We start from the raw sequence: 12292 nt of genomic DNA on the forward strand, positions 1-12292 counted from the left end.
GTCCGCGAGGTAGAGCGGGTGTCCGAGCCTCCCCGGTGTCCCGGGGGGTCGGACACCCGCTCTACCTCGCAGACCCCCTCGCGGGCGGTCAGGCCGGGGTCACCTCGGCGGCCAGCTTCGCGACCAGGACGTCGCCGCCCTTGGTGAGCTGCTGCCCGCGCTCGGAGAACCCGAGGCGGCCGTGGAAGCGCAGCGAACCAGGGTTCGGCGGGTCCAGGTTGACCTCGCAGGTGACGACGTCGCGCCCGGCGGTGCGGGCGGCGTCGAACACCGCGTCGTAGAAGAGCTTGCCGATGCCCCGGCCGCGGGCGCCCTCGCCCACCACTATGCGGTCCACGTACAGGTGGTCCAGCCCGCGCTCCTCGAACCAGGCGTAGTTCTCGCCGGCCCAGTCCTCGCCGCCCTCCAGCGCGACGACGAAGCCGAGCGGGTCAGCGGGCGTCTCGGGGTCGACGGCGACCAGGGCGAGCGACGAGGCGTCGAGCAGCTCGACCATGTCGTCGGCGGGGGTGTCCGGGACGGCCGGGATCGCGGCGTTGTTGAGCGTGACCAGGCGAGAGACGTCGGCGTCGGTGGCAGGGCGCAGCAGGGTGGCCATGGGCATGGCGCGATCACTCCAAGGAGTTCGAGGGGGAGCCCCTGACGTTAGCCGTTTCGCCCGCGCGAGTCTGTGACCTGGGTCAAACAGTGGTTGCGGTCACTCGCGGGCCGAACACGGCAGTGCCGACACGCACGATGGTGGCGCCCTCGGCGATCGCGAGCTCCAGGTCGCCGGTCATGCCCATCGAGAGGTCGACGGCCGCGCTCGTCCCCGGGGCGCCCGACGCGCGGACCTCGTCACGGACGGCCCGCAGCCGCGCGAACCCCGCACGGACCGTGTCCTCGGCCGAGCCGTCCTCCGCCGAGCCGTCCACCGCCGGCTCGGGCAGGCGCGCGCCGATGGTCATGAACCCGGTCAGCCGCAGGCCCGGCAGCGCGGCGACCGCGATCGCGAGCGGTACGGCGTCGCCGGGCCGGACGCCGTACTTGCTCTCCTCACCCGAGACGTTGACCTGCACCATCACGTCCAGGGCGCGGTCACCGGTGCGGCCGTCGCGCACGCAGCGGTCCGAGACGGCCCGGGCGAGCTCCAGCGAGTCGAGCGTCTCCAGGCCCGTCGTGGTGGCCAGCACCTGGTTGATCTTGTTGCGCTGCAGGTGGCCGATCATGTGGACCTCCAGCGCACCGGCCGCCACCTGGTCCGCGACGGCCGGCGCCTTCGCGACCAGTTCCTGCACCCGGTTCTCGCCGATCAGGTCGACGCCGGCCGCCAGCGCCTCGAGCACCGCCTCCGGCGTCTGCGTCTTGGTCGCGACGAGGAGGCGCACCTCCGCCGGGTCGCGTCCGGCGGCGACGGCGGCCGCGCTGACGCGGTCGCGGACGAGCGCGAGGCGTTCGGCGACAGAGGGCTGGGACTGGTCGGGCACGCGGCGAGTCTATTTCGGCGGAGCCGTCCGGCCGCACGTCCGTCCGCCGGCGGTTCAGGGTGGGATCAGGGGGTTTCCCGGTTCCGCGGACCTGCTCCCTGCGGAAGGATGGGACCCATGAAGACGCTGCTGAACATCATCTGGGTCATCTTCGCGGGGTTCGGGCTGTGGCTCGGGTACGTGCTCGCGGGGATCATCTGCTGCCTGCTCATCGTCACCATCCCGTTCGGCATCGCGTCCTTCCGCATCGCGGGGTACGCCCTGTGGCCGTTCGGCCGTGAGGTCGTCGAGAGCCCGCGCTCCGGGGCGTTCGCCCTGATCGGGAACGTCATCTGGGTGATCGTGGCCGGCTGGTGGCTCGCGCTGGGGCACATCGTCACCGCGATCCCGCTCGCCATCTCGATCATCGGTATCCCGATGGCGTGGGCGAACCTCAAGCTCATCCCGGTCTCGCTCATGCCGCTCGGCAAGCAGATCGTCTCCAGCGACGCGCTCCTCCCGACCTACCGCAAGCAGGTGGCCGCCTGACCGAGCACGGCCGCTGACAACGGGGTTGTGTCCGTGTCGGGCGCCCGCAGGGACACAACCCCGTTCTCGCCGGTCGAGCCCGCCGGTCAGTCGCGGGCTATCGGGGACGTCTTGCCGGCCGTCAGGGTCAGCAGGTCCGCCGGGGCCAGGCCGATGTCCAGGCCGCGACGGCCACCGGAGACGTAGACGACGTCGTACGCCTCGGCGGACTCGTCGAGCACCGTGACGTGCCGCGTCTTCTGGCCAAGGGGCGAGATGCCGCCGACCACGTACCCGGTCGCCCGCTCCGCCGCGGCGGGCTCGGCCATCGCGGCCTTCTTGCCGCCCGCCGCCCGTGCCAGGGCCTTGAGGTCCAGCTTGCGGTCCACCGGCACGATGCCGACGACGAGCTTCCCGTCGACGTCGGCCAGCAGGGTCTTGAACACCTGCGGGGCGTCGACGCCTATCGCCTCCGCCGCCTCCAGGCCGTAGCTCAGGTCGCTCGACGGGTCGTGCTCGTAGGGATGCAGGGTGTGCGGCACACCCGCCTTCTCGAGGGCCACGACCGCAGGTGTCCCATGGCTGGCGCGCGCTGTCTTCTTGACCACGACGTGATTGTGCACCCTCCGGCCCGGGGCGGCGCACGGTATTCCGGGGCAATCAGTTAGCGTGGGTAACGTGTTAGCCCTCCTGGTCGTCGCCATCCTCGTCGGGGGCTCCCTCCAACGCGTCGCGGGGATGGGCTTCGGGCTCGTCGCCGGCCCGTTCATCGTGCTCCTCATCGGCCCCGTCGAGGGAGTGCTCTTCGTCAACCTCGCGGGCGCGATGATGGCGCTGCTGGTGCTCGGGCGCACGATCCGCGGCGTCGACTGGCGTCGCTACCGCTGGCTGGTGACGGCGTCGGTACTCGTCAGCGTGCCTGCCGCCCTGCTCGTCCGGGACGCGAGCACGTCCGCGCTCGAGATCGGCATGGGCGCCATCGTGGTGGGTGCGATGGCGCTCGCCCAGGTCACCTCCCGGCTGCGCGGGGCCGAGCGCGCGTTCGCACCGGAGGCGCGCCTGCCGCTGCTGGTCACGGGAGCGGCGGCCGGGTTCGGCAGCGTCGCGGCAGGGATCAGCGGCCCGCCCATCGCCGTCTACTCCGTGCTCGACCGCTGGGACCCGCGGGCGTTCGCTGCGACGGTCCAGCCGATCTTCCTGACCAATGCGATCGCGGCGATGGTGGCGAAGCTCCTGGTCGCCGACGCCACGTTCCCGGACCTTGCGGTGTGGGAGTGGGTGACGGTGCTCGTCGCCCTCGTGGCGTCCGTCGGGCTGGGCGAGCTGCTCGTGGGACGGATCTCGGCGAGCGCCACGCGCAAGGTGCTCGTGACGCTCGCCTACATCGGGGGCCTGGCGACCCTGACCCGCGGCCTCCTCAGCCTCTGACCGTGGTCAGCCCTTCGTGAGCGGCCCGAGGGTCATCGCGGGCTCGCCCGTCGGCGTGAGCCTGGCCGCTCCCAGGTTGCCCACCGTGCAGCTTCCGCTGCGCGGGGCCCCGTTGTTCCACACCTGCCGCAGGCAGTTGCGCATCGCGAGCTGTCCCCAGTAGCTGGGGTGCAGCGACTCCTGGACGAAGTACGGCGAGTCGCCGATCGTGGTGACGGTGCGGACCTGGTTGACCCACTCGGTCCGGTCGACGGCGCCGGGCGACTGCCAGCTCGGCAGGCCCACCTCCTCGTACAGCCCGACGCCCTTCTCGCACAGCCGCTTGCCGTCGAACGCGTGCGTCATGTCAAGTGTGCGGACGTTCGGCAGCCCGACGTCGGACGCGGCACCCAGCAGCGCACCGTTGATGGTGGGCAGCGCGGTGGCGTTGGCCCAGTCGGCGTCCCGGTTCCAGACACCGCACCCGCCGACGGACTGGCGCGTGTAACCGGACTCGGAGTACCGGAAGCCGGAGCCGCTCGGCATGGGCGACGGATAGGTCTGGACCACCAGGGTCCACTGGGAGGTGCTGTACCCGGCGTTGCTCATCGCGGTCGCGACGTTGCCGAGGGCTCCCGCCACCCGGGAGCGGACGGCGGCCACGTTCGCCGCGGTGAAGTTCTCCGCGACGGAGCTGTCGTCGTGACAGTAGTTCTTCCACCACGACGGCGAGGTGAGGAAGTTGACCACGCAGGTCTGGACGGCGCTCGCGAACTCGAAGTCGTTCCCGCCGATCGAGACCACGACCATGCGCACGTTCCTGGTGGCGGCGGCCTCCTGGAGCATGAGGGCCTGGCCCTTGCCCGCCGAGCCGTCGAAGAAGTCGATGCCTGGCTTGAAGTTGGTGCCGGCCGAGGTGGCGGTCCGCGCCCCGCTGCAGGCGAGGTTGAGCCCGTTGACGCCGCCGCCGATGTGGGCCTCGGCGGACGACGCCCGGTGGCAGCGGGCGATGGTCTCGCCGGTGCCGCCCGCGTTGTCGTGGTAGGCGTTCGGGCCGAGCGCGTCGGCGCGCCGGTAGTCGTCGTTCGAGGCGCCGGCCCAGCGGCCGGCCTCCCCGGAGATGTAGGAGTCACCGAGGGTGACGACCCACGGCGTGCCGACCCCGGGGCCGTCGGCGGCCAGGGGTGCCGCGGCTGTGGGTGACGCCGTGGCGACGAGTGCGGCTGGAACGATGAGCGAGAACAGTGTGGTGAGTGCGGCAGGGCGGAAGCGCATGGAAACACTCCTGTCGTCCGGGCCGGGCCAGCGACGTTGCTGACCCTGACTCAATTGACAGAAGCGTACGAAACTTACCTCGAATGGTAAATATTAACCCAAGCGCTGATTTCGGTCAGATCTGCCCGACGCCCAGCACCGTGAGCACCACCTCGCCGGCCTCGTCGCTCGCCGCCAGGTCGACCAGGGCGGTGAAGGCCCAGTCGCGGTTGCCGTCGGCGTCGTCGAGCACCTGCCGGACCCACCAGGTCCCGGCCTCGACGCGGACGGCGTCACCGGCCCCTCCCGGCAGCTCGGCGCCGGGCTCCAGGATCGTCAGCAGCGCGCCCGACCGAGCCTCCGGGCCGAAGCCGACGGCGTCGTCGCCCTGCTCCTCGAACAGCGGGTCGAGCGCGTCCGCCCACGCGTCGGCGTCCCAGCCGCCGCCGAGCGCGGCCAGCGCCCCGTAGGACTCACGCGCGATCAGCTCGACGCGCCGGAACATCGCGTTGCGGACCAGCCGGCGGAACGCCCGCGGGTTGCCGGTGACGGGTCGCGCGGGCGCCTCGGCCCCGGCGTCGGCCAGCTCGCCGTCCGTCACGAGATCGGCGTCGTCGTCCACGGGGTTGGCCAAGCGCTCCCACTCGTCGAGCAAGGAGGAGTCCACACCGCGTACGAGCTCGCCGAGCCACTCGATGATCTCCTGCACCTCCTCGGTGCGGTGCTCGTCGGGGACCACCTGACGCACGGCGCGGTAGGCGTCGGCGAGGTAGCGCAGGACCACGCCCTCGGTGCGCTCCAGGCCGTACACGCTCACGATCTCGGCGAACGTCATGGCCTTCTCGACCATGTCGCGCACAACGGACTTGGGGGAGAGCTCCGCGTCCGCCACCCACGGGTTCGTGCGGCGGTAGGCCTGGAACGCGGGCTCCAGGAGGTCGGCCAGCGGCTTGGGCCACGTGACCTCCTCCAGCAGCTCCATGCGCTCCTCGTACTCCAGCCCCTCGGCCTTCATCGCGGCGACGGCCTCGCCGCGCGCCCGGTTCTGCTGCCCCATGAGCACCTGGCGCGGGTCGTCCAGCGTGGCCTCGATGACGGAGACGACGTCGAGCGCGTGCGTGGGGCTCTCGACGTCGAGCAGGTCCATGGCCGCCAGGGCGAACGGCGACAGGGGCTGGTTCAGCGCGAAGTCGCGAGGGAGGTCCACCATGAGGCGGGCCGACGGGCGGAGCCGGCCCTCGGCGTCCGGCACCCGGACCTTCTCGACGACACCCGCGATCCGCAGCGAGCGGTAGATCCGGAGCGCCTGGCGCACGTGCTCGGCCTGCTGCGTCTCGGTGTCGTGGTTGGCCGTCAGGAGGTGGCGCATGGCGTCGACGGGATCGCCCGCGACGCTCTGCCCCGCTGACTGACCCGCCGACCGGGCCGACGCGCGGGCCAGGACGTTCAGCACCATCGCGTGGTTCACGCGGAACTGGGAGACCAGGGGCTCCGGATCGGCGTCGCGCAGGCGCTCGAAGGTCGCGTCGGTCCAGTTCACGCTGCCCGACGGCGCCTTCTTGCGGACGATCTTCTTCAGCTTCTTCGGGTCGTCGCCCGCCTTGGCCAGGATCTTGCGGTTCTCGATGACGTGCTCGGGCGCCATGACGAGCACCTCGCCCACGGTGTCGTACCCGGCGCGGCCCGCACGGCCCGCGATCTGGTGGAACTCGCGGGCGCTGAGGTGCCGCATGCGCTCGCCGTCGAACTTCACCAGGCTGGTCAGGAGCACCGTGCGGATGGGCACGTTGATGCCGACACCGAGGGTGTCGGTGCCGCAGACGACCTTGAGCAGGCCCTTCTGCGTCAGACGCTCCACGAGGCGGCGGTACTTGGGCAGCATGCCCGCGTGGTGCACGCCCACGCCGTGCCGCAGGAACTTGCTGAGGATCTTGCCGAACCCCGTGCCGAACCGGAAGGCGCCCATCTCCGCGATGATCGCCTCCTTCTCCGACTTGCTGGAGACGTTCATGGACAGCAGGGACTGCGCCCGGTCGACGGCGTCCTTCTGCGTGAAGTGGACCACGTACACCGGCGCGCGGTGGGTCGTGACGAGCTCCTGGATGACGTCCGTGAGCGGTTCGACGACGTAGGAGAACGTGAGCGGCACCGGGCGCTCGGCGCCCGCGACCTCGGCGACGGGCCGGCCGGTGCGCTCCTCGAGGTCCTCGCGCAGGCGGGTCGTGTCGCCGAGGGTGGCGCTCATGAGGATGAACTGGGTGTCCGTGAGCTCCAGCAGCGGCACCTGCCAGGCCCAGCCGCGCTGGGGGTCGCCGTAGTAGTGGAACTCGTCCATGACCACCTGCGAGACGGCGTCGTCCTCGGCGTCCACGCCGCTGCCGCTGCCGCTGTCGCCACGGCGGAGCGCGACGTTCGCGAGAATCTCCGCGGTGCAGCAGATGATGGGGGCGTCCGGGTTGACGGCGGAGTCGCCGGTCATCATGCCGACGTTCTTCGAGCCGAAGGCCGCGACCAGGTCGAAGAACTTCTCGCTGACCAGGGCCTTCAGTGGCGCCGTGTAGTACGTGCGCCCGCCGCGCCCCGACCGGTGGGCGGCCAGGGCGGCGAACTGCGCACCCATGGCGACCATGGACTTGCCGGAGCCCGTCGGCGTCGCGAGCACGACGTGGGAACCCGTCATGACCTCAAGGAGGGCTTCCTCCTGATGCGGGTAGAGCGCGCGCCCACTCCCGGCGGCCCACTCGCTGAAGCTCTCGAACAGGACGTCCGGGTCCGGGTCCTTGCCCGTGGGCGCGGGCAGGTACGGGATCAGCGTCCCGGCGGGCCTCGGGATGGCCGAAGCCGATCTGGGATCGCTGGTGGCGGAGAAGTCTGTCACGGAGGTCGAGGTTGTCGAGGAGGGCGCCGTCATGGTGCTGCCCATTCTTGCAGGCGGGTGAAGCGTGCTGCCCCGCGGCGTCCCTACGCCGTCGCGCCCGACCGCTTCTCGCCGGCCTGGACCGCGACGACACCCGCGAGGATCAGGACGCCGCCCACGAGCTGGACCGGCCGGGGGAGCTCGCCCAGCAGCAGCCAGGCGAAACCGATGGCGGCGACGACCTCGAACAGCCCGACGAAGGAGGACAGGCGGGGGCCGAGGAGGCGGCCGGCGGCGATGCCCGCGACGTAGGCGAACCCGGCCGTCACGATGCCGAGGCCGAGGATCGGCAGCCACCACGGCACCTCCGTGCCCGCATAGACGGGTGACGCCGTGCTGTAGGTCAGCGGCATGATCCCCGTCGCGCCGAGCAGGCCGAGGGCGAGGGCGGCGGTGGTCAGGCCGCCGGCGGCCAGGGCGAGCGGCGGCAGGCCAGTGTCGGGGTTCGCGTTGATGACGAAGTAGGTGGACACGCCGAGCATCGCGACGAGAGCCCAGGCGACGCCCGCTGGGTCGACGGCGGTGGCGCCCGGGTCGCCCGAGACGAGGTCGAGGACCAGGACGAGCCCGACGGCGGCGAGCAGCGTGCCCATGACCGTGGCCCTGGTCGGCCGCTGGCCGTGCCGCAGCCAGAACCAGAGCACCACGGCCGCCGGCGCGGTGTACTCGATGAGGAGGGCCGGGCCGATCGCCATGTACTGCACGGCGGAGAAGTAGGCGAACTGGCACCCCGCGACCGACACCGCGCCGTAGACGGCGATGAGCCCGAGATTGCGCCGCACGGGGCGCCAGTCCCCGCGCAGCGACACGATGCCGAGCGGGAGCACCACCACCGCCGCCAGCACGACACGGGCGAGGACCATGGCGCCCGGGCTCCAGCCGGTGTCGAGCAGCCCGCTCGCGAACACTCCCGACAGGCTGAACGCCGCGGCGGAGAGGCCGGCGAACACGAGGCCGGTGGCCAGCCGCCGGGTGGGCGGTGTGCGGACGGCGTCGGCTCCCGTTGCGACCGAGCCCGCTCCGGTGTCAGGTGTCACAGCGCTCATAGGTCCTGACAGTAGGGGGCGTCGAGATAAGGTGTCAACGTGGTTTTCACTCATGACACCGAGGAAGCGCTCCAGGCCACCGTCGCGCTCGTGAACGCCGCCGAGCCGCCGGTCACGCTCACGACCGTCGCGGAGCTGGACGCGTTCTTCGTCCGGCACGGCTACACCGGGCGGCACGACAGCACCCGCGCCGAGCTCGACGAGGTGCTCGCGCTCCAGGCCCCCCTGCGCGAGCTGCTCACGGCGGACCGGGACGCGGCGGCCCGCCTGGTCAACAAGATGCTGGCGGACGCGGGCGCGGTGCCCCAGCTCGTTCGCCACCCGCCGCTGGACTGGCACATCCACGCGGTGCCCTCGGACGCCCCGCTCGCCACCCGCATCCTCGTGGAGACGGCGATGGCGATGATCGACGTCATCCGTGACGACGAGCTGTCCCGCCTCGCGGTCTGCGCGGACAGCGACTGCGAGGGGATCGTCCTCGACCTCTCCCGCAACCGCTCACGCCGCTACTGCTCCACCACCTGCAGCAACCGCAACGCCCAGGCGGCCCACCGGGCCCGCCGGACTCAGCCCAGGTCCCACAGGAGCCGGTAGTAGGCGACGCGCTCCGGGTCCTCGTCGATCCCGTACGCGTCGTAGACGAGGTGGTCGTAGCCGGACCCGTAGTTCCACTCCAGGCTGTAGGTGGCGACGGCCAGGTCGGCCCAGCGGTCGGCGACCCCGAGCGCACCGAGGTCCACGTGGCCCGCCCAGCCACCGTCGTCGTCGAGCAGCGTGTTGGGCGCGCAGGCGTCACCGTGGCAGACGACCAGCCGGTCGTGGTCCGGTGCGTCGAGGACGCGTGCGCGCGCCTCCGCCGACCAGCCCTCGGAAGGGTGGCCGGCGGCGGCCCGGGCCTCGGCGACGGCGATCCGGTCGTCGATGCTCCAGGTCCACGGGCACTCGTCGACGGGAAGGGCGTCGTGGAGCGCACGCAGCCCGGCGCCGATCGCCCGGGCGGCGGTCTCGGGCTTCGCGAGCCAGCGAGGGTCGACGGCGGAACGCGCGTCGATCGCCAGTGTCGCGAGCCACTCGGCGCCCTCGTCGGCGCCGACCTCGAGCACCTCCGGCACAGGCGTCCAGCGAGCAGCCCACCGCATCCGTGCCGCCTCGCCCGCGAGATCGACACCCTCGATGGTGGCCCGCTCCGAGCGGGGCGCCCACTTCACGAAGTAGGCGGGCCGCTGCAGCGACGTCGGCACCGGGTCGACGCGGAACGTGAGGCCGCCGAGCTCGTTGCTCCAGGCCGGCGTGACGAGCGCTTCGCCGGCGAGCTCCCGCACGACGTCGGGCACGGAGATGTCGTTGGCGGGGATCGTCATGTGGTCAGCGTGCCAGACGTCGTGCGACGCCACGACGTCTTTTCCGGACGCCGCGCCGGGTGGGCCGAGGTGCGTCGGCCGGGCGTCCTCCGAACGATGTACGAGGGCAAAGGGAGATCGTCCGTCCGGCCGACGACGCGGCGGCCAGGTCGCGACAGGGTCGTGGCATGGCTGCCAACACACCACCGAGCACGTCACCCGTGCGGACGCCGGAGCGCGCGCTGCAGAACGTCACGCCGGACAGTGTCACGCCGAGCACCGGCGGCCGGATCGCCGCCCTCGACGTCCTGCGCGGGCTCGCGATCATCGGCACGCTCGCCAGCAACATCTGGATCTTCACGACACCGGGCGGACCCGCCGAGTGGATCTCCGGCGGCGGCTTCGCCACGGCGGATCCGGCGCAGCGGGTGCTGCAGACGCTGGCCAACGGGAAGTTTCTCGGCCTGCTCACCCTGCTGTTCGGGGTGGGTCTGGAGCTGCAGTACCGGTCGATGGTCCGCCGCGGCATGCCGTGGCCGGGCCGCTACGCGCTGCGCGCCGGGATCCTGTTCGTCGAGGGTCTGGTGCACTACATCCTCGTCTTCGAGTTCGACGTCCTGATGGGCTACGCGATCGCGTCCCTCCTGGCGGCGTACCTCATCGGGCGGAGCGACCGGGTGGTGCGGGCCTGGGGCGGCGTGCTGGCAGGGCTCTTCGTGGTGGCGATCGCGGGCGCCACGGCGCTGATGGTCGCGACGGGCGGGTCAGTGGCCGCGTCGGCCGGGGGCGGTGGGGCGCAGGCCGCCGACCCCGCCGTGCTGTCGACGGGGAGCTGGTTCGACCAGGTCCTGCTGCGGCTCGAGTACGTGGCGCTGTTCCGGATCGAGCTGATCCTGATCGTGCCGTCGGCCACCGTGCTGTTCCTGGTCGGCTCGAGGCTCGTGCGTGCGGGTCTGTTCACGACGACCGAGGACGCGGCGCGGCTGCGCCGTCGGCTCGCGTGGGTGGGGCTGGGGGCCGGCGTCCCGCTCAACGCGCTGACCGCGTGGGCCGGGCCGGACTGGTTCCTCGTCGACCGGTACCTGGTCCCGCCGCTGGTGGCCGTCGGCATCCTGGCGCTGGGCACCACCCTCGTCGCGCGGGCCAAGACCTCGGGCGGCCTGCTCCGCCGTGGTGTCGAGGGCGTCGGGCGGACGGCGCTGTCGTGCTACGTGCTGCAGAACGTGCTGGCGTCGGTGCTCTGCTACGACTGGGGGTTCGGGCTCGCGGGTGGCGGACCCTGGCAGGTCATGGCGCTGTGGGCGGGCATATCGCTGACACTGATGGTCCTGGCGCCGCTCTGGCTGCGCCGGTGGCCGCGCGGGCCCATCGAGCTCCTGATGCACCGCGTCTACGACGCGCGCCGCCGGCTCTCCTCGGCGTCCCACAGCGCCCGGTAGTAGACGGTGCGCTCGTGGTCGGGCGCCACGCCGTAGGCGGCGAGCACCAGGGGCTCGAACCCAGGCCCGTAGCGGCGCGTGACGCTCCGCGTGGTCACCGCGAGGTCGGACCAGCGGTCCGCCACGCCGAGGTCGCCGACATCGACGTGGGCCACGAACCGGCCGGCCCGGTCGAGGAGGGTGTTCGGCACGGTGGCGTCACCGTGGCAGACGACCAGCCGGTCGACCGGCGGCGGGACGCCCGGCGCGACGCGGGTCTCGGTAGTGCGGACGAACGGGCACGTGTCCGTGGGGAGCGCGTCGTGGAAGCGGCGCAGGCCGACGCCTATCGCTGTCGCGGACCGCGCTGCCCGGTCGCGCCACCGGGGCTCGATGGCCGACGTCGCCACCGCGCCGCCGGCCTCGACGGCCGCCGTGAGCAGCCACGAGCCGTGCGTGTCCCGGCCGACGTCGAGCACGCGGGGGACGGGGACGAACGAGGCGGCCCACACCAGACGGTCGGCCTCAGCGAGCGGGTCGGCGCAGGCGGCGCCGTGGGGCACCCACTTGAGATACGAGCTCCGGCCGCCGCGCGCCGTCTCGAGCCGGACCGTCAGGCCGCCGTACTCGTTGCGCCACACCGGCACGACCGTCGCCCCGGACCGCAGCCTGTTGGCCAGGTCATGTACGACGGACGGCACTTCGACGGGCGTCGGGCTTATGCCGACGAGCGCGTTCGACACCGCTCCATCGTCCCATAGAGCGGGTGAAAAAGTGCTCCTGAATCCGGGTGGCCGCTGGCACTGGGGAACACGGCCGGCCGGGCGGCGACCCCGTCCCCGAAGGAGCTCTGCCGGCCATGCGGGTGAATCCCTACGCGGATCCCCGTATTTCTTGGCCGGGAGCGTGCGAACGGCCGGTGTCCGACGCTGGACAC

Annotated in this window: 12 protein-coding genes; 4 read left to right on the forward strand and 8 right to left on the reverse strand. The window is 72.2% G+C overall.

Translation table 11 applies throughout. From position 1 onward, the window contains the following. Positions 1-88: 88 nt before the first annotated feature. Positions 89-604, reverse strand: coding sequence for a GNAT family N-acetyltransferase (locus ACFWE2_RS20355; protein ID WP_377226030.1), 516 nt, complete (start codon positions 602-604; stop codon positions 89-91). 76 nt (positions 605-680) lie between these two features. Further along, positions 681-1466, reverse strand: coding sequence for a YggS family pyridoxal phosphate-dependent enzyme (locus ACFWE2_RS20360; RefSeq protein ID WP_377226031.1), 786 nt, complete (start codon positions 1464-1466; stop codon positions 681-683). A 117-nt stretch (positions 1467-1583) separates the two neighbouring features. On the opposite strand from ACFWE2_RS20360, the gene ACFWE2_RS20365 reads away from it, so the two are divergent. Next, the gene (locus ACFWE2_RS20365) at positions 1584-1994 is read left to right on the forward strand and encodes a YccF domain-containing protein (protein WP_377226032.1); all 411 of its coding nucleotides are present in this window, start codon (positions 1584-1586) and stop codon (positions 1992-1994) included. 86 nt (positions 1995-2080) lie between these two features. On the opposite strand, the gene ybaK is transcribed toward ACFWE2_RS20365, so the two are convergent. After that, positions 2081-2581, reverse strand: a complete 501-nt coding sequence (gene ybaK, locus ACFWE2_RS20370) for a Cys-tRNA(Pro) deacylase (RefSeq protein WP_377226033.1) — start codon at positions 2579-2581, stop codon at positions 2081-2083. A 70-nt stretch (positions 2582-2651) separates the two neighbouring features. Here ybaK and ACFWE2_RS20375 point away from each other — a divergent pair, with 70 nt between their 5' ends. Next, positions 2652-3401 carry a TSUP family transporter gene (locus ACFWE2_RS20375; protein ID WP_377226034.1) on the forward strand — a complete coding sequence of 250 codons (750 nt, stop codon included), beginning with the start codon at positions 2652-2654 and terminating at the stop codon, positions 3399-3401. Between the two features lie 6 nt (positions 3402-3407). Here ACFWE2_RS20375 and ACFWE2_RS20380 read toward each other — a convergent pair whose 3' ends face one another. From ACFWE2_RS20380 to ACFWE2_RS20390, 3 genes are all read right to left on the reverse strand, one after another. Continuing rightward, positions 3408-4655, reverse strand: a complete 1248-nt coding sequence (locus tag ACFWE2_RS20380) for a hypothetical protein (protein WP_377226035.1) — start codon at positions 4653-4655, stop codon at positions 3408-3410. A gap of 115 nt (positions 4656-4770) precedes the next feature. Then, the gene (locus ACFWE2_RS20385; protein WP_377226036.1) at positions 4771-7557 is read right to left on the reverse strand and encodes a DEAD/DEAH box helicase; all 2787 of its coding nucleotides are present in this window, start codon (positions 7555-7557) and stop codon (positions 4771-4773) included. 38 nt (positions 7558-7595) lie between these two features. After that, a complete protein-coding gene (locus tag ACFWE2_RS20390) occupies positions 7596-8597 on the reverse strand; it encodes a DMT family transporter (RefSeq protein WP_377226037.1) in 1002 nt (333 codons plus the stop codon). Between the two features lie 39 nt (positions 8598-8636). Here ACFWE2_RS20390 and ACFWE2_RS20395 point away from each other — a divergent pair, with 39 nt between their 5' ends. Then, a complete protein-coding gene (locus ACFWE2_RS20395; protein WP_377226038.1) occupies positions 8637-9191 on the forward strand; it encodes a CGNR zinc finger domain-containing protein in 555 nt (184 codons plus the stop codon). On the opposite strand, the gene ACFWE2_RS20400 is transcribed toward ACFWE2_RS20395, so the two are convergent. Next, entirely contained in the window at positions 9164-9958 is a 795-nt protein-coding gene (locus tag ACFWE2_RS20400; protein ID WP_377226039.1) for a phosphotransferase, read from the reverse strand. The genes ACFWE2_RS20395 and ACFWE2_RS20400 overlap by 28 nt on opposite strands. 167 nt (positions 9959-10125) lie before the next feature. Between ACFWE2_RS20400 and ACFWE2_RS20405 the strand changes: the two genes are divergently transcribed. Next, positions 10126-11376 carry a DUF418 domain-containing protein gene (locus ACFWE2_RS20405; protein WP_377226040.1) on the forward strand — a complete coding sequence of 417 codons (1251 nt, stop codon included), beginning with the start codon at positions 10126-10128 and terminating at the stop codon, positions 11374-11376. Here the strand turns inward: ACFWE2_RS20405 and ACFWE2_RS20410 are convergent. Next, positions 11328-12098, reverse strand: coding sequence for a phosphotransferase (locus ACFWE2_RS20410; RefSeq protein WP_377226041.1), 771 nt, complete (start codon positions 12096-12098; stop codon positions 11328-11330). The two genes, ACFWE2_RS20405 and ACFWE2_RS20410, sit on opposite strands and share 49 nt — an antisense overlap. Between the last annotated feature and the right edge of the window lie 194 nt (positions 12099-12292).

It is taken from the genome of Promicromonospora sp. NPDC060271, assembly GCF_042726755.1.
In the GTDB taxonomy this organism is placed as follows: domain Bacteria; phylum Actinomycetota; class Actinomycetes; order Actinomycetales; family Cellulomonadaceae; genus Promicromonospora.